Origin of the sequence: Pseudomonas sp. RC10-4-2 (assembly GCF_050433085.1) — a bacterium.
GTDB lineage: Bacteria > Pseudomonadota > Gammaproteobacteria > Pseudomonadales > Pseudomonadaceae > Pseudomonas > Pseudomonas aeruginosa.
Window position 1 is genome coordinate 1,127,409 of record NZ_JBNPXX010000001.1, and the last position, 19,129, is coordinate 1,146,537.

21 protein-coding genes are annotated in these 19,129 nt (G+C 67.1%); 9 read left to right on the top strand and 12 right to left on the bottom strand.

The features are described from left to right. Window positions 1-88 precede the first annotated feature (88 nt). The 4 genes from FHW81_RS05280 to FHW81_RS05295 all read left to right on the top strand — a co-directional run bounded on the left by FHW81_RS05280 (window position 89) and on the right by FHW81_RS05295 (window position 4,177). A complete protein-coding gene (locus FHW81_RS05280; protein ID WP_003119696.1) occupies window positions 89-1,888 on the top strand; it encodes a CBS domain-containing protein in 1,800 nt (599 codons plus the stop codon). After that, window positions 1,885-2,511 (top strand): 3'-5' exonuclease, encoded by a 627-nt coding sequence (locus FHW81_RS05285; protein WP_003114810.1) that lies wholly within the window; start codon window positions 1,885-1,887, stop codon window positions 2,509-2,511. Before FHW81_RS05280 ends, FHW81_RS05285 begins: the two co-directional genes overlap by 4 nt. Window positions 2,512-2,619: 108 nt before the next feature. Continuing rightward, window positions 2,620-2,778, top strand: coding sequence for a DUF3309 family protein (locus FHW81_RS05290; RefSeq protein WP_003109182.1), 159 nt, complete (start codon window positions 2,620-2,622; stop codon window positions 2,776-2,778). A gap of 274 nt (window positions 2,779-3,052) precedes the next feature. Continuing rightward, the gene (locus FHW81_RS05295; protein WP_003114811.1) at window positions 3,053-4,177 is read left to right on the top strand and encodes a GNAT family N-acetyltransferase; all 1,125 of its coding nucleotides are present in this window, start codon (window positions 3,053-3,055) and stop codon (window positions 4,175-4,177) included. 32 nt (window positions 4,178-4,209) lie between these two features. On the opposite strand, the gene FHW81_RS05300 is transcribed toward FHW81_RS05295, so the two are convergent. The 5 genes from FHW81_RS05300 to FHW81_RS05320 form a co-directional block, all read right to left on the bottom strand. Beyond that, window positions 4,210-4,476, bottom strand: a complete 267-nt coding sequence (locus FHW81_RS05300; RefSeq protein ID WP_003091540.1) for a DUF2790 domain-containing protein — start codon at window positions 4,474-4,476, stop codon at window positions 4,210-4,212. 281 nt (window positions 4,477-4,757) lie between these two features. Next, window positions 4,758-6,590, bottom strand: a complete 1,833-nt coding sequence (locus tag FHW81_RS05305) for an ABC transporter ATP-binding protein (RefSeq protein ID WP_003109184.1) — start codon at window positions 6,588-6,590, stop codon at window positions 4,758-4,760. Window positions 6,591-6,652: 62 nt separating this feature from the next. Further along, window positions 6,653-7,216, bottom strand: coding sequence for a peptidylprolyl isomerase PpiA (ppiA, locus tag FHW81_RS05310; protein ID WP_003114812.1), 564 nt, complete (start codon window positions 7,214-7,216; stop codon window positions 6,653-6,655). Further along, on the bottom strand, window positions 7,198-8,025 hold the full coding sequence (locus FHW81_RS05315) for an alpha/beta fold hydrolase (protein WP_003119699.1): 828 nt from the start codon (window positions 8,023-8,025) through the stop codon (window positions 7,198-7,200). Before FHW81_RS05315 ends, ppiA begins: the two co-directional genes overlap by 19 nt. A gap of 6 nt (window positions 8,026-8,031) precedes the next feature. Continuing rightward, the gene (locus FHW81_RS05320) at window positions 8,032-8,961 is read right to left on the bottom strand and encodes a LysR family transcriptional regulator (RefSeq protein ID WP_003091534.1); all 930 of its coding nucleotides are present in this window, start codon (window positions 8,959-8,961) and stop codon (window positions 8,032-8,034) included. Window positions 8,962-9,160: 199 nt separating this feature from the next. Between FHW81_RS05320 and FHW81_RS05325 the strand changes: the two genes are divergently transcribed. Both FHW81_RS05325 and azoR3 read left to right on the top strand, forming a co-directional pair. Then, the gene (locus FHW81_RS05325) at window positions 9,161-9,478 is read left to right on the top strand and encodes a hypothetical protein (RefSeq protein WP_003091533.1); all 318 of its coding nucleotides are present in this window, start codon (window positions 9,161-9,163) and stop codon (window positions 9,476-9,478) included. Window positions 9,479-9,624: 146 nt separating this feature from the next. Continuing rightward, window positions 9,625-10,266, top strand: coding sequence for an FMN-dependent NADH-azoreductase AzoR3 (azoR3, locus tag FHW81_RS05330; protein WP_003114814.1), 642 nt, complete (start codon window positions 9,625-9,627; stop codon window positions 10,264-10,266). A 104-nt stretch (window positions 10,267-10,370) separates the two neighbouring features. Here the strand turns inward: azoR3 and FHW81_RS05335 are convergent, their stop codons facing one another. The 3 genes from FHW81_RS05335 to FHW81_RS05345 form a co-directional block, all read right to left on the bottom strand. Next, entirely contained in the window at window positions 10,371-11,270 is a 900-nt protein-coding gene (locus FHW81_RS05335; protein ID WP_003116401.1) for a DMT family transporter, read from the bottom strand. 9 nt (window positions 11,271-11,279) lie between these two features. Next, on the bottom strand, window positions 11,280-11,615 hold the full coding sequence (locus FHW81_RS05340; RefSeq protein WP_003109191.1) for a tRNA-binding protein: 336 nt from the start codon (window positions 11,613-11,615) through the stop codon (window positions 11,280-11,282). 64 nt (window positions 11,616-11,679) lie between these two features. After that, complete coding sequence (locus FHW81_RS05345; RefSeq protein WP_003114816.1) at window positions 11,680-12,444, bottom strand: helix-turn-helix domain-containing protein; 765 nt, start codon at window positions 12,442-12,444, stop codon at window positions 11,680-11,682. Between the two features lie 146 nt (window positions 12,445-12,590). Here FHW81_RS05345 and FHW81_RS05350 point away from each other — a divergent pair, with 146 nt between their 5' ends. Together FHW81_RS05350 and FHW81_RS05355 are read left to right on the top strand one after the other, a co-directional pair. Continuing rightward, entirely contained in the window at window positions 12,591-13,403 is an 813-nt protein-coding gene (locus FHW81_RS05350; RefSeq protein ID WP_003091510.1) for a UDP-2,3-diacylglucosamine diphosphatase, read from the top strand. Continuing rightward, window positions 13,400-14,455, top strand: coding sequence for a glycosyltransferase family 4 protein (locus tag FHW81_RS05355; protein WP_034071541.1), 1,056 nt, complete (start codon window positions 13,400-13,402; stop codon window positions 14,453-14,455). The genes FHW81_RS05350 and FHW81_RS05355 overlap by 4 nt, the downstream gene beginning before the upstream one ends. Here FHW81_RS05355 and FHW81_RS05360 read toward each other — a convergent pair. Together FHW81_RS05360 and FHW81_RS05365 are read right to left on the bottom strand one after the other, a co-directional pair. Beyond that, complete coding sequence (locus FHW81_RS05360; RefSeq protein WP_003124349.1) at window positions 14,445-15,836, bottom strand: protein CyaB; 1,392 nt, start codon at window positions 15,834-15,836, stop codon at window positions 14,445-14,447. The two genes, FHW81_RS05355 and FHW81_RS05360, sit on opposite strands and share 11 nt — an antisense overlap. Before the next feature lie 216 nt (window positions 15,837-16,052). Further along, on the bottom strand, window positions 16,053-16,370 hold the full coding sequence (locus FHW81_RS05365; protein WP_003114819.1) for an Mpo1-like protein: 318 nt from the start codon (window positions 16,368-16,370) through the stop codon (window positions 16,053-16,055). Between the two features lie 142 nt (window positions 16,371-16,512). Here FHW81_RS05365 and FHW81_RS05370 point away from each other — a divergent pair, with 142 nt between their 5' ends. Then, the gene (locus tag FHW81_RS05370) at window positions 16,513-17,526 is read left to right on the top strand and encodes an AraC family transcriptional regulator (RefSeq protein ID WP_003114821.1); all 1,014 of its coding nucleotides are present in this window, start codon (window positions 16,513-16,515) and stop codon (window positions 17,524-17,526) included. A gap of 22 nt (window positions 17,527-17,548) precedes the next feature. On the opposite strand, the gene FHW81_RS05375 is transcribed toward FHW81_RS05370, so the two are convergent. Both FHW81_RS05375 and FHW81_RS05380 read right to left on the bottom strand, forming a co-directional pair. After that, window positions 17,549-18,193, bottom strand: coding sequence for an ABC-type transport auxiliary lipoprotein family protein (locus FHW81_RS05375; RefSeq protein ID WP_003109195.1), 645 nt, complete (start codon window positions 18,191-18,193; stop codon window positions 17,549-17,551). Continuing rightward, window positions 18,190-19,128: an MlaD family protein gene (locus FHW81_RS05380; RefSeq protein WP_060774202.1), complete on the bottom strand. Its 939-nt coding sequence runs from the start codon at window positions 19,126-19,128 to the stop codon at window positions 18,190-18,192. The genes FHW81_RS05375 and FHW81_RS05380 overlap by 4 nt, the downstream gene beginning before the upstream one ends. Window position 19,129: the final 1 nt, after the last annotated feature.

The window sequence follows — 19,129 nt, forward strand, 5'->3', positions numbered from 1 at the left end:
CGCTACGTGAAGACGTAGCCCGAGGCGGCGGCCGGATTTCCGGTCCGCCGCCTTTCGTTTCAGCGTCCCGGTTACAGCGAGATGAGCCATGCCTGACAGTTTCAACTTCGCCTCGCCGCCCTTCGACCAGTTGCGTCCCCATCAGCGCGAGACCCTCAAGCAGGCCCTCAGCGTAGGCTACTACGCGCCGGGGGAAACCTTGCTGGAGGCCGGTTCGGCGGTCCCCGGGCTGTTCGTCCTGCTCAAGGGCGTGGTCGAGGAGCGCGGCGACGACGGGCGAGTGTTCGCCCAGTACGCCGCGGACGACCTGTTCGACGTCCGCGGGCTGTTTTCCGGCAGCAGCAAGCATCGCTACCTGGCGATCGAGGAAAGCATCGTCTACGAACTGCCGGCCAGTTGCTTCCACCAGTTGTGCGGGGAGAACCCGGGTTTCGCCCGGTTCTTCCAGGCCGACCTGGCGGCCAAGCGCCAGTTGGCCCAGCGCGACGGGCAGAACCTTGCCGAGTTCATCCTTACCCGCATCGCCCGCGAGCACTTGCTGCCGGCGCTGGAGGTGGAGGCCTCGCTGTCCCTCGGCGACGCCGCGCGCCTGCAATTGAGCCACGGCGCCGATGCCCTGCTGGTGCGGCTGGAGAGGGACGGGCCCGAGCTCGGCATCGTCACCCGCACCGACCTCATGAGCGCGCACTTCCGCGACGGGCGCAGCGAGCTGGAGGCTATCGGGCCGTTGGCCCATGGTCCGCTGGCCAGCGTCGAACTGGGCGATTTCCTGTTCGACGCGATGATCCTCATGACGCGCCAGCGTATCGAGCGGGTCGCGGTCACGGAGGACGGTCAGGTGATCGGCCTGTTGCACCTGACCCAGGTGCTCAGCCTGTTCTCCACCCATTCCCACGTCCTGGCGCTGCGCATCGCCCGCGCCGACGACCTCGGCGACCTGCGCCGCTGCGCGGAAACCCTGGACACCCTGATCGCTACCCTGGCCGGCAACGGTATCCGCCTGCGCTTCATCATGCAGCTGGTCAGCGCGCTCAACGAGCAATTGCTCGAACGGCTTTTCGAATTGTTGCTGCCGCCAACCCTGCGCGGGCGCTGCTGCTTGCTGGTGATGGGCAGCGAAGGACGCGGCGAGCAGTTGCTGAAGACCGACCAGGACAATGCCCTGGTCCTGGCCGACGATCTGCCGCAGGAACAGGCCCTGGCGATGATGCAGCGCTTCAGCGCGGCCTTGCTGGAGTTCGGTTATCCGCCCTGTCCCGGAGGGGTAATGGCCAGTCGGCCGGAATGGTGCAAGCCGCTGGTGGCCTGGCAGGCGGAGCTGCGCGGGACGCTGCTGGAGGGCAAGCCGGAGCAGCTGTTGCGCCTGTCGATCCTGGCCGATGCCTGGCCGGTGGCCGGCAACCTGCAGCTGTTCGAGCCGTTGCGTCGGCAACTGCGCGGTTTCGCCGACGGCGGCGAGCGCTGGCTGGCGGATATCGCGGCGGCGGCCCTGCAATTCGATACGCCGCTGACCTTCCTCGGCCAGCTGAAAACCCAGGACGCCCGCCTCGATCTCAAGCGCGGCGGGATCTTCCCCATCGTCCACGGCATCCGCACCCTGGCCCTGCGCGAAGGCCTGGAGACCCGCGGGACCCTGGCACGGATCGAGGCGCTGAAGCGACACAAGGTCCTCGAAGCACGCCTGGCGGACGACCTGAGCGAGTCTTTCGAGCTGTTCCTGCAACTGCGCCTGACCCGCCAGTTGGCCGGCCAACGCGACGGTCGCCAGCAGGGCCTGGACGTCAGCGGCATGAGCCGCCACGATCGCGACATGCTGCGCTACGGCCTGCATGTGGTGAAGAAGTTCAAGCAGAGCGTGGCCCGTCAATTCCACCTGGAGACCCGATGAACACCATGGTCAAGTTGCCCGACAGCCGCTGGCCGGGCTGGCGCCGCCGGCTGTACTGGTGGATGCACGAGGCGGTCGAGGCGGAAGAAGTGATCTCCCTCGATCTCGAGACCACCAGCCTCGACCCGCGTCGTGCCGACATCCTCAGCATCGGCGCGGTGCTGGTGCGGCGCGGCAAACTGGTCATGGGCGAGCGCCTGGAACTCTACGTCGAGCCGCCGCCGAGCCTGGATGCGGAGTCGATCCGCATCCACAAGCTGCGCCGCGCCGACCTGGAGGGACAGTTGCAGCTGGAGCAGGCCCTGCGCCAGGTGCTGGCGTTCATCGGCGACCGACCGCTGCTGGGCTACTATCTGTCGTTCGATGTCGCCGTGCTGAACCGGCACCTGCGCCAGCTCCTCGACCGACAGTTGCACAACCCCTCCATCGAGATTTCGTCGCTGTACCACCGGAAGGTCAGCCGGCATTTTCCCGACGCACACATCGACCTGCGCTTCGACACCCTGGCGCGGGCCCTGGATGTGCCGGTCAGCGGTCGCCACACCGCCCTCGGCGACGCCCAGGCGGTGGCGCTGATGTTCATGCGTCTGCTCAAGGGGCCGGCGCCCAAGGTTATCCACTGAGGCTGGAGGTCGCGGATTTATTGAATCTTCGTTGCTCGGCGGGGGTCGAGAACTACAAGGGCGGAATCTCCCGCCCTTTGCCCCATGAGCCGAACAGGAGCGACGCCCATGAGTCTCGGTACGATTCTTCTGATCATCCTGATCCTGCTGCTGATCGGCGGCCTGCCGGTCTTTCCTCATTCGCGCAACTGGGGCTACGGGCCCTCGGGGATCATCGGCGCATTGCTGGTGGTGCTGTTGGTCCTGTTGCTGCTGGGCATGATCTAGGGCCCGATCGGGAATGCCGTCGCGGTTGTCCGCCGTCGCGGCGGGTATCGGCGGATAACGCCTCCGGCGTTATTCGCCCTACGCGGAGGGTTCCCAGCTTTCGCTCCGCCGTTGCGGCGGGGTATCGGCGGATAACGCCGTTGGCGTTATGCGCTCTACGTAGGATGGATCGAAGCCTTCGCTTGGAGAAGGGCGGTTTCATCGCGGGTCCGCCGGGCGCTTTTTTCCATCGACCGGCTTCACTTGCCTTGCGTCTCGCGCCAGACTGGCGCGCATGCCGATCCAGACGCTTGCCACCCTTGCCGATATCGACGCCGCCGAGTGGGACGCCTTGCTGCCTCCCGCCCAGCCATTCCTGCGTCATGCTTTCCTGTCCGCGCTGGAAGACAGCCACAGCGTGACGCCCGCTACCGGCTGGCGCCCGGCTCATCGCGTGCTGCGCGATCCGCAAGGGCGGCTGTGCGCGGCGCTGCCGGCCTATGTGAAGGCGCACTCGTACGGCGAATACGTGTTCGACTGGAGCTGGGCCGACGCCTGCCAGCGGGCCGGTATCCGCTACTACCCGAAGCTGCTGGTAGGGGTGCCCTTCACCCCGGTCGCCGGTGCGCGCCTGCTGGGCGAGGACGAAGGGTTGCAGGGGCTGCTCGCGTCCCTTGGCGAGGAGGCCGAGGCGAGCGGTCTGTCGAGCATCCATGTGAATTTCACCGACGCCCGGGCGGACACCTTGCTTGCCGCGCGTGACGGTTGGCTCGAACGCCTGGGTTGCCAGTACCACTGGCACAACCGCGGCTATCGGGACTTCCAGGACTTCCTCGAGGCCCTCAGTTCGCGCAAGCGCAAGCAACTGCGCAAGGAGCGCGAACAGGTCGGCGGACAGGGCATCGAGTTCGAATGGCGGGAAGGCGGCCAGTTGTCCGAACTGGAGTGGGATTTCGTCTATCTCTGCTACGCCAACACCTACCTGGTGCGCGACCGCGATCCCTACCTGAGCCGCGAGTTCTTCGGCCTGCTGGCCGAGCGCATGCCGGAGGCGATCCGTGTGGTCTTCGCCCACCAGCGTGGCAAGCCGGTGGCGATGGCGTTCAGCCTGGTCGCTGGAGATACCCTGTACGGGCGCTACTGGGGATGCCTGGCCGAGTTCGACCGGCTGCACTTCGAGACCTGCTTCTACCAGGGCCTGGAATTCGCCATCGGCGCCGGCCTGGCGCGCTTCGACGCCGGCGCCCAGGGCGAACACAAGCTGATCCGCGGTTTCGAGCCGGTGCTGACGCGCTCCTGGCACTACCTGGCGCATCCCGGTCTGCGCGATGCCGTGGCGCAGTTCCTCGAACAGGAGCGGGCGGGTGTGCGCGCCTACGCCGAGGAGGCCCACGGCCTGTTGCCCTACCGCCAGGCCTGAAGGGGGCCGGAACGATAGGGCGTGGCGTCCGCTCAGCCGTTGCTGGTGCTGCCGCCCCATTCGAGGAAGCGGATCTTGTGCAGCTCGCCGCTATGGTCCTCGTAGACCACGGTCACCGGCACTACGCCGGTCCTGGTCGAATTGTCGGTACGGTGCAGGACATTCTTCACGTCCAGTTGCATGCCGTAGTGGTATTCCTCGACCGGCAGGCCGCGGCCCGGGTCCTTGTCCACGTCCTGGGCGAAGGCCATGGGGGCGAGGCTGGTGATGACGGCGGACACGACAGAGGCAAGTTTCATTCTGTGATTCTCCGTAGCGATGGGGCGAAATCCCCGGTACCGAGCACTGGCATCCTTGGTCGTCCGTGGCCGACGCCAGGTGGACGGGGACGATGCGGCAGGCGTCGGGATCGAGCCGGGGCACGGGTTCGATAAGAACACCGTTGCGCTGGCGGAAAAAATCGAAGCGCGTGCTAGTCGAGATCGACGGCGGTGATGATTGCCGCGAAAAGGCCCGTTGCAGAGCCTTTGACAAGGTCACCCAGGCCGGGCGGCGCGAGCCGCCGCCCGGTGCCGAGGCTTCAGTCGACGCCGACGAAGCCGCCGGTCTGGTGTTGCCAGAGGCGCGCATAGAGGCCGCCATGGGCGAGCAACTCGGCATGCGTGCCGCTTTCGGCGATGTGGCCCTTGTCCAGCACCACCAGGCGGTCCATGCGCGCAATGGTCGACAGGCGGTGGGCGATGGCGATCACCGTCTTGCCCTGCATCAGGGTCTCCAGGCTTTCCTGGATCGCCGATTCGACTTCCGAGTCCAGCGCCGAGGTCGCTTCGTCGAGGATCAGGATCGGCGCGTCCTTGAGCAGCACCCGGGCGATGGCGATGCGCTGGCGCTGGCCGCCGGAGAGCTTCACTCCGCGTTCGCCGACATGGGCGTCGAAGCCGCGGCGGCCCTCGGCGTCGCTGAGCAGCGGGATGAACTCGTCGGCGCGAGCCTTGCGCACCGCTTCCATGAGTTCCGCGTCGCTGGCGCCGGGGCGGCCGTAGAGCAGGTTGTCGCGGATCGAGCGGTGCAACAGCGAGGTGTCCTGGGTGACCATGCCGATCTGCGCGCGCAGGCTTTCCTGGGTCACCCCGGCGATGTCCTGGCCATCGACCAGGATGCGTCCGCTCTCCAGGTCGTACAGGCGCAGCAGCAGGTTGACCAGGGTCGACTTGCCGGCGCCGGAAGGTCCGACCAGGCCGATCTTCTCGCCGGGCCGGACCTTCAGGTCGAGACCCTGGATCACGCCGCTGCCCTTGCCGTAGTGGAAGGCGATGTGCTCGAACTCCACCTCGCCGCGCTCTACCCGCAGCGGCTGGGCGTCCTCGCGGTCGACCACCTTGCGCGGCAGGGCGATGGTCTGCATGCCATCCTGGACCTGGCCGATGTTCTCGAAGATGCCGCCGACCACCCACATGATCCAGCCGGACATGTTGTTGATGCGGATCACCAGCCCGGTGGCCAGGGCGATGGCGCCCACCGAGATCAGCTCCTGGCTCCACAGCCACAGGGCCAGGCCGGTGGTGCCGGTGATCAGCACGCCGTTCATCACCGTGATGGTCACGTCCATGGAGGTCACTACGCGCCCGGCGCGTTGCGACTTGAGGGTCTGGTCGCCGATCGCTTCGCGGGCGTAGTCCTCTTCCTGGCGGGTGTGGGCGAACAGCTTCAGCGTGGTGATGTTGGTGTAGCCGTCGACGATCCGCCCCATCAGCTTCGAGCGCGAATCCGAGGCCTCCACCGAGCGGCGCTTGACCTGGGGAACGAAGTAGGCGAGGGCGCCGACGTAGGCGAACACCCACAGCACCAGAGGGATCATCAGGCGCCAGTCGGCCTCGGCGAACAGCACCAGGGCGCTGACGGTATAGATCAGCACGTGCCAGAGGGCGTCCACCACCTGCACCGCCGAATCGCGCAACGAGTTGCCGGTCTGCATGATGCGCTGGGCGATGCGCCCGGCGAAATCGTTCTGGAAGAAGCCGAGGCTCTGCTTGAGCACGTAGCGGTGGTTCTGCCAGCGGATCAGGTTGGTCATGCTCGGGTTGATGCTCTGGTGCACCAGCATGTCGTGCAGGGCGTTGAACAGCGGGCGCAGGACCAGCGCCACCACCGCCATCCAGATCAGTTCGTTGGCGTGCACGCGGAAGAACTCCGCGCTGGGCGTGCTCTGGGCGAGATCGACGATGCGGCCGAGGTAGCTGAACAGCGCCACCTCGATCAGCGCGACGATCAGGCCGACCACCAGCAGGGCCAGGAACACCGGCCAGACCTGGCGCAGGAAGTAGACATAGAAACGCAGCACTTCGCTGGGCGGCATGCGTTCGGAAGCACTGCGGAACGGGTCGATCAGACGTTCGAAACGACGATAAAGCATGATGGCTCTCTTCTGGAGCGGGCCCGTCCTGGGCCCGCCGGATCAAGCCCCTGCGGCTGGACTCAGAGGCGTTTGGCGGACAGGATCACCACGTCGTCGCTCGGCACGTCGGCGAAGCCGTTGCGGCGGGTGGTGGGAACCTTGGCGATCTGGTCGACCACGCCCATGCCACGCACCACCTTGCCGAACACGGCATAGCCGAAGTCGCGGGCACCATGGTTGAGGAAGTCGTTGTCGGTCAGGTTGATGAAGAACTGGCTGGTGGCCGAATCGACCACTCCGGTACGGGCCATGGCGAGGGTGCCGCGCTCGTTGAGCAGGCCGTTGTCGGCCTCGTTCTTGATCGGTGCACGGGTCTTCTTCTCCTGCATGCCGGCGCTGAAGCCGCCGGTCTGCACCATGAAGCCCGGGATCACGCGGTGGAACAGGGTGCCGTCGTAGTAGCCGCTGTCGACGTACTCGAGGAAGTTCTTCACGCTGATCGGCGCCTTGGCCGGATCGAGTTCTACCTCGATCTCGCCGAGGCTGGTGGCGATCAGGACGTGCGGCTTGGCGGCAGGCGTGGCGGCCAGCAGGGAACCGGCGAAGAGCAGGGTGCAGGCGGCGATCAGGAGACGTTTGAGCATGGTTGTTCCTTGGTTTTATCGATATCGGCGAGGAAGCCGAGCAGGGTGGTGTTGAAAATCTCGGGTTGGTCCATCGGCGTGGCGTGGCGGGAGTCCTCCACCACCACCAGGCGGGCGTCGGCGATCCGCTCGCAATAGGCCTGCTTCAGCGATACCGGCGTGTAGTCGCGATCCGCGCTGATCACCAGGGTCGGACAGGCGATCTCGGCCAATCGTTCCTGCACGCCCCAGCCGATGATCGCGTCGAGGCTGGCCAGGTAGGCGCGCTTGTCGTTCTCCGCCCAGCGCGCCTCGATCTTCTCTCGCAACCCGGCCTGTTCCGCCTTGGGAAACAACAGCCGGCCGAGGGCGCGGCCGATGGTCCGCAGGCTGAGCAGGCGCGAGAGGAGCTTGCGCTTGGCCACCTCCAGATGTTCGCGAGGCTTGCGCGGGATGACTTCCGGAGTGCTGTTGACGATGGTCAGGCTGCGCAGCAGGTCGGGTCGGTCGCAGGCCAACTGGAAGCCGATCATCCCGCCCATGCTGATGCCGACCAGGTGTACCGGACCGCAGCCGAGCCGGTCGAGCAGCGCCGCGCAGTCCTCGGCGAAGCCGGCCATGCTGTAGCCGCCGCGCGGCTTGCCGGAGCGGCCGTGGCCGCGCAGGTCCGGGACCAGCAGGCGGTAGTGGCCCAGCAGGGCCGGCAACTGGTATTCCCAGTCGCGGGCGCTCGAACCGAGACCGTGCAGCAGCAGGACCGGCGCGCGCTCGGTGGGACCGGGGTGGTCGTCGTAGACGAGGGTGCAGTCGCGGTGCTGGAAGTCAGGCATCTGCGTTCACTCGGCGGCCGGTTCGGGCGCCGCGAAGGGCGCGTTGAGCGGTACGTTGGCGAACGACTTGAGCATTTCCATGAGGATCTGGCTGGCCGGGCCGAGCGGCTTTTCCTTGTTGGTGTAGAGGTAGAAGCGGCTCTGCCGCACGCCGCCCTGGCTCAGCGGCAGCGGCTTGAGCTGGCCACTCTGCAGTTCGCGCTCGATGATGTGTCGCGGCAGCCAGGCGAAGCCCAGGCCGTTGCCGACGAAGGTCGCCGCGGTAGCCAGGCTGCCCACCGTCCAGCGCTGTTCGGCGCCCAGCCAGCCGTGGTCGCGCGGCTGTAGCCGGCCGCTGTCGCGGATCACCACCTGCATCTGGGTTTCCAGGTCCTGGTGGGTCAGTTCGCGTTGCAGGCGGTGCAGCGGATGGTCGGGGTGGGCCACGGCGACGAACTCGACCACGCTGAGGTCGGCGCCGAGGTGGCCGGGAATGATCAGGCCGCTGATCGCCAGGTCGGCGGCGCCCTGGATCAGCGCTTCCTCGACGCCGGAGAGCACTTCCTCGCGCAGCAGCACGCGACAGCCGCGGCTCTGCGGCATGAAGGCGGACAGCGAGCGGACGATCCGCGCGGTGGGGTAGGCGGCGTCCACCACCAGGCGCACCTCGGGTTCCCAGCCCTGTTCCATGTGGTGCGCCAGTTCCTCCAGTTGCCCGGCCTGCTTGACCAGTTGCCGCGAACGGCGCAGCAATACTTCGCCGGCCTCGGTCAGCACCGCCTTGCGTCCGTCGATGCGCAGCAGCGGCACGCCGAGCTGTTCCTGCATGCGCGCCACGGTATAGCTGATCGACGATTGCGAGCGGTGCAGGGCTTCCGCGGCCTGGGCGAAGCCGCCGTGGTCGACCACCGCCTGCAGGGTCCGCCATTGGTCCAGGGTTACGCGTGGCGCTTTCATTTCCGCCTCCTCGAATGCAGGGATGCCTCGCCGGCGTTTCCGCGGCCGGCAGGCGATGACGAGTGCGCCGGAGGGGCGACTTCGCTTATCGTGTCGTCGGCGTCCTGTACGGGGTAGCTGTCCATTCTCTTGACGTACGGGATGCCGTGGTTTTCAGGGTGTTGCCATTTTTCCATCTGTCGCTACCGGGAGTCCGGCCATGAAAAGGCTTTGCTGTTTCGCACTATCGCTGCTGCCCCTGTCCGCTTTCGCCTATCCGATCGAGGTCGACCCGCAACTCAACGGCACCGAGGTCTCCTACAGCACCCAGGACATCGGGCGCGACATGGGCGCGATCCTTCTCACCAACCTGGGAGGCCAGGCGGCAGAGTGCACGGCGGTGTTCCGCAACGGCCCGGAGACCCCGAAAGTGCGCAAGGGCGTGATCCAGCCCGGGCAGAACAGCAACTTCACCGCGCAGTTCGGCCGCGACATCATCAAGTTGCGGATCAAGCTGACCTGCAAGATCGCGAAATAGAGCGTTCTCTCACCGAAAGACTAGGGGGTGCCTGTTTATAAATCAACCTGGTCGATATTTAACAGCGGTTTTTTCAACTTTTTAATCGATTAATCATTCTCTACCCTCACCTCCATCGTTGTAGCGCAGTGGGTGGAGGTCGAGTCATGTCCCGTGTCCTGGTTATCGAGAGCAGTGCCCGCCAACGGGGCTCGGTTTCCCGCCTGCTGACGGCGGAATTCATCTCCCACTGGAAAATCGCGCATCCCGCTGATCGCTTCCAGGTCCGCGACCTGGCGCGCGAGCCGCTGCCGCACCTCGATGAATTATTGCTGGGAGCCTGGACCACCCCCTGTGATGGCCATAGCGCTGCGGAAAGGCGCGCCCTCGAGCGTTCCAATCGCCTGACCGAGGAGTTGCGGATGGCGGACGTGCTGGTGCTGGCGGCACCGATGTACAACTTCGCCATTCCCAGCAGCCTGAAGAGCTGGTTCGACCATGTGCTGCGCGCCGGCCTGACCTTCCGTTACGCCGAGCAGGGGCCGGAAGGCCTGCTACAGGGCAAGCGCGCCTTCGTTCTCACCGCCCGCGGCGGGATCTACGCCGGCGGTGGTCTCGATCACCAGGAACCCTATCTGCGCCAGGTGCTGGGCTTCGTCGGCATCCACGACGTCACCTTCATCCACGCGGAGGGCATGAACATGGGCCCGGAATTCCGTGAGAAAGGCCTGGCGCGAGCCCGTGAGCGGATGCGGCAGGCGCTGGAAACCGACACCTCCCTTTGCGTCCCTCTGCCAACGCTCCGGTGATTGGACGCAGCACCCGGTCGAACCCCTTCCCCCCGCGTGTTCGACCGGGTTTTTTTATTCCCTGCGGACTTTCGATGGTTGCCGGTGTGACGGTCGGGGCGGATTCAGGCGCGCTCGGGATCGCCTCGTTCGTCGCCGACTGCGGTTTTCCTGCCCCGTGCACCGAGGCGCGCCGACAGCACGATGGCGAGGATGATCAGGGCACCGCCGAGGAACATCCGCGGCCCCGGCGTCTCATGGAACAGCAGCCAGGCGAAGGCGATCCCGTAGACCGGCTCCAGGGCGAATACCAGTGCCGCGGTGCGGGCCTTGACCACCGCCAGGCTGGCCACGAACAGGCTGTGCGCCAGGCCGGTGCAGAAGACGCCCAGCAGGGCCAGCCAGAGCCAGTCGAGAGCGGGTAGCGCCGGTAGTTCGCCGACCGCGAATGGCAGCAGGCACAGGGCGACTACCAGGTTCTGCCAGAGCGCCGCCTGCACCGGGCCGACCTGCCCGCTGTTGCTACGGTTGGCCAGCGACAGCAGGGCGAACAGCAGGCCGGAAAGGATCGCCCAGAGCAGGCCGAGGGTGGCGCCGCTGGCGAGGTCGAAGTTCGGCGTGACCAGCACCAGGCCAAGGCTGACCAGGACCACCAGCAGTCCTTCCGCGAGATGAATGCGCTCGCGGAAGAGCAGCCCTTCGAGGATTACCGTGAAGGCCGGGAAGCTGGCGAAGCCGAGGGTGGCGATGGCCACGCCGGCGGTCTTCACGGCGATGAAGAAACTCACCCAGTGGCCGGCCAGGAGCAGGCCGCAGAGCGCCAGGCGCAGCCATTGCGCGGGTCCCAGGGCGCGCCAGGCCTGGCCCGCGAGGCGGGCGAAGAGGCCGAGGGCGAGCACCGCGAACAGCGCACGACCGAACACGATCACCCCGGGGGAGGCGCTGGCCAGCTTGCCGAACACCCCGGTCAGGCCGAAGAGGAGGGCGCCGCCGTGCAGGGCGGCGAGGGCGGAACGTCGATTCATGGGGATCCTTCAGGCCAGGCGCGCACCGTTGGGCAGGGGCTTGTCGAAGCCGGCCAGGACCACCTTGTCCTCGCTATCGTAGACCCCGGTGACCAGGACCTCCGAGCGCACCCCGGCGATCTGCTTCGGAGCGAAGTTGCAGACGCAGAGGACCTGGCGTCCGACCAGTTGCTCGGCCTGGTAGTGTGCGGTCAGTTGCGCGCTGGAGGTGCGCAGGCCGAGCGGTCCGAGGTCGACCTCGAGGACATAGGCGGGTTTGCGTGCCTTGGGGTTGGGAGCGGCGCTGAGGATGGTGCCGACGCGCAGTTCGACGCGTTCGAAATCCTGCCATTCGATGATGTCCATGCTGACTCCTGTTCTGTCGATGGGCAGAGAGTAAGGAGTCGTGACGGATTTGTCTGTCGTGCGGCTAGCCGGTTTTGTCGCGGGACTCGCGACGCAGTTGTCGCGGGGTGACGCCGAACTCACGGACCAGCGCTGCGGTGAAGGCGCTCTGCGAGGCGTAGCCGACCCGGGCGGCGATCTCGCCCACCGCCAGGCTGCTCTCCAGCAACAGTTCGTGGGCCTGGTGCAGGCGTCGGCTGCGCGCGTAGTCCATGGGCGTCTGTCCGGTCTCGGCGAGGAACAGGCTGTGGAAGCGCGCCACCGAAAGACCGGCCAGCCGCGCCAGGTCGGCTACCTGTAGCGGATGGGCGGCATGGCGGTCGAGGTAGGCGTCGAGGCTGGCCAGTGGCAGGCGGGGCTGCTGGCGCGGCGGCTGGCGCTCGCTGGCCAGGCTGGCGAGGAGCAGGCCGGCGCCCTGGTGGGCGATCACCGGGTCGTTGATCGGGCCGCTGGCCAGCCAGTTCACCAGTTGGCCCTGGGCGGGCGTCAGCGACAGCGCCTGCGGTCGCTCGAACAGCCGCCTACCGGCTTCGGCGTGTTCGCCCAGGCCCAGCAGCAGGCTGCCGTCGCAGGGCAGGTCGAGGACCAGGCAGCGGCTGCCGGAGGGACTCGAGCAGGCATGCCGGGCTTGCGCCGGAACCACCGCGAAGGTCTGCCGCAACACGCGGCTGCCGCGCCCCTCGACCTCGAAGTCGAGGCAGCCGCTGAGGCCCAGGACCAATTGGGCATGGTCATGGCTGTGGACGATCTGGTCGTGGCTGTAGTGGCGCAGGGAAAGGATCGAACCCATGGCGAAGCTCCCGGAGGCAGGCGCCCAGTCTACCCGCTGGCGCCGGCGACAGACAGTCGCGCCCTGTCACGCAACGGTCGCCGGCCTGTCACAGTCGTTTCACCGGCGCCGTCCAAGATCGGAAAAACACCGTCGGAGACCCGCCGATGAGCACCGCGCAACGCTTCACCTCGAACCGCAAGCAGCGGGTCCGGACCCTGTGGATCTCGGATGTCCACCTGGGGACGCGGGATTGCCAGGCCGAACACCTGGCGGCGTTCCTCAAGCGCTACCACGCCGATCGCATCTACCTGGTGGGCGACATCATCGACGGCTGGAAGCTGCGCGGCGGCATCTACTGGCCGCAGGCGCACACCAACGTGATCCGCCGCCTGCTCACCCTGAGCAAGCGCGGCACCGAGGTGATCTACGTCACCGGCAACCATGACGAATTCCTGCGCCGCTATTCGAGCCTGATCCTCGGCAACATCCGCCTGGTCGACGAGGCGGTGCACAGTACCGCCGACGGCCGCAAGCTGCTGGTGATACACGGCGACCAGTTCGACGTGATCACCCGCTACCACCGCTGGCTGGCGTTCCTCGGCGATTCCGCCTACGAGTTCACCCTGCTCCTCAACCGTTGGCTGAACCACTGGCGGCGGCGCTGGGGCTACGGCTACTGGTCGCTGTCGGCGTACCTCAAGCACAAGGTCAAGACCGCGGTGAACTTCATCAGCGACTTCGAGGAAGCCATCGCCCACGAGTGCCACAAGCGCGGGCTCGACGGGGTGGTCTGCGGGCACATCCACCATGCCGAGATCCGCCGCATCGAGGGCGTCGATTACCTCAACTGCGGCGACTGGGTGGAGTCCTGCACGGCGCTGATCGAACACTGGGACGGCAGCATCCAGCTCTACCGCCTGGCCGAGGAGCAGGCGCGGCTGGCGGCGCAGGCCGCGGCGGTCGAGCCGGCGGCATGAGGCTATTGATCGTCAGCGACGCCTGGTTACCGCAAGTCAACGGAGTCGTCACCAGCCTGCTGGCCCTGCAGCGCGAGCTGGAACTGCTGGGCCACCAGGTACGGGTGCTGTCGCCCGCCGACTTCCGCTGCCTGCCCTGTCCCAGCTATCCGGAAATCCCCCTGGCCTGGAACCTCTGGCGCCTCGGCGGGCTGATCGAGGCCTTCGCCCCGGATGCCGTGCACCTGGCCACCGAGGGGCCGCTCGGCTGGGCCGCGCGGCGCTGGCTGGGCAAGCGCGGCCTGGACTTCACCTCGGCGATCCATACGCGCTTTCCCGAATACCTGCGTGACCGCTGTCCGTGGCTGCCGTTGTCCTGGGGCTATGCCTTCCTGCGCACCTTCCATCGGCCGAGCCGGGCGGTGCTGGTGAGCACCCCGCGCCTGCGCGACGAGTTCTGCGCCTGGCGCTTCCAGCACCTGCGGCTGTGGCGCAAGGGCGTCGATACCGAACTGTTCCATCCCGCCGAGACACCTCCGGCGAAAGAGCGGCCGCCGGTGTTCCTGTATGTCGGGCGGCTGGCGACGGAAAAGAACCTGGAGGCGTTCCTCGATCTCAAACTGCCGGGCGAAAAATGGCTGGTGGGCGACGGCCCGCAGCGGGCGGCGCTGGAGCAGCGCTATCCACAGGCGCGTTTTCTCGGCTACCGCCATGGCCGCGCGCTGGCCGACGCCTACCGGGCGGCCTCGGTGCTGGTGTTCCCCTCGCTGACCGATACCTATGGCCTGGTGATGCTCGAAGCTTTGGCCTGTGGCGTGCCGGTGGCGGCCTTCGCCGTGCCGGGGCCGCTGGATGTATTGCAGCAGGGCGTGACCGGGGTCATGCACGAGGATCTTGGCGAAGCCTGCCGCCAGGCGCTGGCGCTGGATCGCCAGGCCTGCGGGCGCTGGGCGCGGGAGCAGTCCTGGCGGGTTTCGGCGGAGGAGTTCCTGGCGCTGCAGGCGAGCGGCCCACGGACTGCGCCGGAATGGCGCGACGAACTGCCGGCGGCGTTCGACGAACTTAGAGGATGACCTTGTCGCGCAGGCGTTCGGCGGCCTGTTGCAGGGCCTGGATGACCCGTTCCTTGTCGTAGTTCTGGATGTTGTTGGTGTCCAGGTACATGGAGAAGCCGGGCAATTCGTGCTCGACGTAGCTGGGCGCGGCGCCGAGGTCGCGGCGCGAGTCCACCACCTGGTAGATCTGCACCGGGCGGCTGAAGCCCTTGACCGCGATCTGGCCCTTGTCGCGGCACATGATCACGTCCTTGATCAGCGAGTAGGTCTCGTGGGAAATGAGGATTTCGCCGGCTTCCGAGGCGCTTTCCAGGCGGCTGGCGAGGTTCACTTCGCGGCCGATGATGGTGTAGTCCATGCGCGTGTCGGCGCCGAAGTTGCCCACCGTGCAATAGCCGGTGTTGATGCCCATGCGGATTTCCAGCGGCTTGGTGATGCCCTGGGCCCGCCACTGCTGGCGTAGCACCTTCATGTGCTTGCGCATGGCGATGCCCATCGATACCGCCGCCACCGCGTCCTTCTTCGCGCCCTGGGTGCTGGGGTCGCCGAAGAACACCATGACGCAGTCGCCGACGAACTTGTCGATGGTGCCGCCGTACTTGAGGGCGATCTTCGACATTTCGTTGAGGTAGTTGTTGAGCAGGTCGGTCAGGGCCTCGGCTTCCAGTTCCTCGGATAGCTCGGTGAAGCCGCGGATGTCGGAGAAGAACACGGTGAGCTTCTTGCGCTGGGTTTCCAGGCGCACGCTCTTCTTGCCGCTGAAGATCATTTCCCAGACCTGCGGCGACAGGTACTTGGCCAGGTTGCGCGCGAGCCGCGCGGCCTTTTCCTGCTCGCGGGCGATCTCCTGGCGCACCTGGGCCAGGCGCAGGCCCTGCTGGTGGCCGAAGAAGGCGGTGATGCAGATGTACAGTCCGCAGAACAGGATGCTGACCGCGGCCACCTCGACCGGGGTATTGCCCAGCAGCGGCGGGGCGACGAGCACGGCGACCAGCAGGGCGCTGCTGGCCGATACCAGCAAGGCCATGCCGAGCAGGCGCAGGCCGCCGATGACCAGCGCGGTGAAGCTCAGCACCAGCAGGAACATCAGGCTGGGCACCACGGAGAAGCCGAGCAGCGCCATGCCCAGGCCACAGTGCACGGCGTCGACCGCGAGCAGGGCGCGGGTCACCTTGCGCGGGTCGTGCTGGCGGAAGCGCTGGCCGAGGTGGTACGCCAGGTGCGGGTAGAGCAGCGCATAGGGCACCATCCAGAGGATGCCGTAGCTGAAATACTGGGTGTAGGTTCCCGCCGCGATGCTGGCGCCACAGGCGATATAGGCCAGCACGCGCGAATAGTATTCACGCATGGACGCGACGGACCGGCTCGTCGGCGAGCGGTCGGGGAGGGTAGGCTTCATGCGCTGGAGAGGATCCCTGTGTATTTTCGTCCCGGCTCGGCCTCGTGAGCTTTCCGCCTGGGGAATGGCGGGTGGCCAGGTTGCTGGCGGAATCTTAACCAAGCGTTTGCGCGGCGGCCAGTGACAGCTGATCGATAGTTCAGGAAAGCGCGCCGATCCGGGACCGACGGTCGTCACGGGGGAGCGACCGGCCCGGGGGCCAGCCGCGCGGATGGGTCAGAAGCGGATGCGGCCGGTGAAAGCGTCCTTGAGCATCACCCAGTCGCCCATGAACGACCACAGCGGGTACTTGAAGGTGGCCGGGCGGTTCTTCTCGAAGACGAAGTGGCCGACCCAGGCGAAGCCGTAGCCCACCAGCGGCAGCGCCAGCAGCCATAGCCACTGCTGGCTGGCCACGGCGTGGAAGAGCACCGCCAGCACCAGCAGGCTGCCGACGTAGTGCAGGCGGCGGCACACCGCGTTGCTGTGTTCCTGCAGGTAGTAGGGGTAGAACTCGGCGAAACTGTGGAAACGCTCGTCATCAGGGCTGCTCATGGAATGCCTCCTCTCGTTGTGTCCGCGCAGTGTAGTGCGGGCCGCACGATGTCGCGGATGACATACAGGGCCAGTTTAGTATCCTTGGGCCGCCAGGCCGGACGACGGTCGGCGTGCCTCCCGCCAGAACAAGAAGAGACCGATGCCGGAACGTACAACCTTGTCCAGCTGGGTCCAGGGCATCGTCCTCGCCCTGGAGCTGGAAGGCCTCGACGGACGCCAGCTGTTCGCCGAGCTGGGCCTCGACTACCAGGCCTTGCAGGACCCCGACGCGCGCTTCCCGCAGGACGCCATGAGCCGTCTGTGGCAGCGTGCGGTGGCGCTCAGCGGCAACCCGGCGATCGCCCTGAACATCGCCCGGGTCCGGCGCCCGGCTTTCCACGTCGTCGGCTATGCGCTGATGTCGAGCCGCAACCTGGCGGAAGGCTTCGCGCGCCTGGAGCGCTACCAGCGGATCATCGCGGAAGCGTCCGACCTGACTTTCCGCCGCACGCCGCAGGGCTATCGAATCGGCGTCACGGTGCATGGCGATCGCCTGCCGGCGCCACCGCAGAGTGCCGAATGCTCGCTGGCCTACCTGGTGGACATGGTCCGCTGGATCACCGGCCGGTCGCTGGACCCGCTGGCGGTGGAGCTGCCCGGCGCGCCCCGCGAGCCGCTGGCACCCTATGTCGAGCTGTTCCGCGCGCCGCTGCGCTTTCACGCCGAGGAGTTCGCGCTGGTGTTTTCCCGCGTCGACCTCGAGACGCCGCTACCCTCGGCCAACGAGGCGCTGGCCCAGTTGCACGATCGCTTCGCCGGCGAATACCTGGCGCGTTTCAGTACCAGCCGCATTACCCATCTGACCCGGCAGACCTTGTGCCGGCTGCTGCCGCAGGGAGAACCCAAGCGCGAACGGGTGGCCCAGGCGCTGCACCTGTCGCAGCGCACCTTGCAACGGCGCCTCCAGGAAGAAGGCACCAGCTACCAGCAACTGCTCGACGACACGCGCCGGGATATGGCCGAACAGTATCTCCAGCAGCCCGGCCTGACCTTGCTGGAAGTCGCCTACCTGCTGGGTTTCGCCGATCCGAGCAATTTCTTCCGGGCATTCCGCCGCTGGTTCGGCTGCACGCCCAACGAATACCGGGCGCGCCGCCAGGAGCGCCCGGGCTAGTCGCCAGGCCAGGCGGGATGCTTCAGGGCTGCACGGCGGGTTGCGCCGAGGCCTGGCGCAGGGTCCAGTCGAGAACCTGGGCCGACAGCGTATCGCCGGCCTTGCCGAAGGCGCTGACCACCGCCGCGACCTTCTTGCCATCCACCGGCTGGCTGACCTCGAAACGCCGGCTGGCGACCACGCGCTTGTCGTCGGTACGCACCAGGCGCGCGTCGTAGCGGATCAGCGCGCTGGCCTGGCCGTTCGGGTACTCGGTCTGGAAGGCGCGAAGGTCGCCGCCCAGTTCGAAATCGGCCTGCAGGTTGCTGTCGTCGCTGCTCAGGCCGCGGACCCGGCCGTCGGCCTGGAACGCCTGCATCAGACGATCGCGCAGCAGCGACGGCGCCGGATCGCTCCAGCGCGCGCCCTGGTACACGCTGATTTCGTCGCCGTGCGGGCGCACCGCGATGCGCGGGCTCTCCAGCACCAGGCTGGTACGCGGCCGGGCGATCCGCAGCGACCAGTCGACCGGCCGCGCGGCGGCGCTGGCCGGAGGGTTGTGCACCGGTAGCAGGTAGACCTGGAGGACCTGCGCCTCCGGCAGGATCGAGCAGGCGCCGAGGGTGGCGAGCGCGGCCAGGCCGGCGGCCAGGGACAGGCGACGCAGCGGGCGAAGGGCGAGCCTCATGGGGTGAACTCCTTGGTTTTTTCCCGGCCCAGCAGGTAGTTCGCCGGGTTCTCTTCCAGGCGCCGGCTGATTCCGCGCAGTGCCGCCAGGGTATCGCGCAGTTCGCTGGCCGCCGGGCCCAGCTCGGCGAGTCCCTGGATGCCGCCGTCCAGCGAGTGGCGATTCTCGCTGATCAACTGGTCGAGGGTGGCGCTGGTGCGCTCCAGCGAAGCCATGGTCTTGTTGGCGTTTTCCAGCATCCCCTTGCCTTGCTCGTTGAGCAGGCCGTTGGCGCTGCGCATCAACTCGCTGGCCTGGGCCAGGGCGGCGTTGGCCTGCCTGCTCGCCTGGGCCAACTGCTGCATCACCGCGCTGACGTTCTCGCGCTCGGCGGAGAGCGCGCCGGTGGCCTGGTCGAGATGGTCGAGGGTGCGGCTGATGCGCGCTGTGTTTTCCTCGGAGAGCAGGTTGCTGAAGCGCGCGATGAGCTGGTTGATGTTGCCCATCAGGTCTTCGCCGTTGCTCAGTAACTGGGTCAGCGGCGAGGGCGTGGCGACGATCACCGGGATCTTCCCGTCCTTGCCCTCCAGCATCGGGCTGGCGGGCGTGCCGCTGCTGAGCTGGATGATCGAGGTGCCGGTGATCCCGGTGAGCGCCAGCTTGGCGGTGGTGTCCTGCTTGATCGGCGCGCTGGCCACCACGCGGATGCGTGCCCAGACCTTGCGCGGGTCCTTCGGATCGAGGCGGAGGAAGGCCACGTCGCCGACCTTGATCCCGCTGTACTGCACCGAGCTGCCCTGGGAAAGGCCACTGACCGCTTCGTTGAAGACGATGTCGTAGTAGTTGAACTTGCCCTCCGAGCCGGACTTGGCCAGCCACAGGCCGAAGAGCAGGGCGGCGCCGATCACGATCACGCTGAACAGGCCGATCAACACATGGTGGGCTCGGGTTTCCATC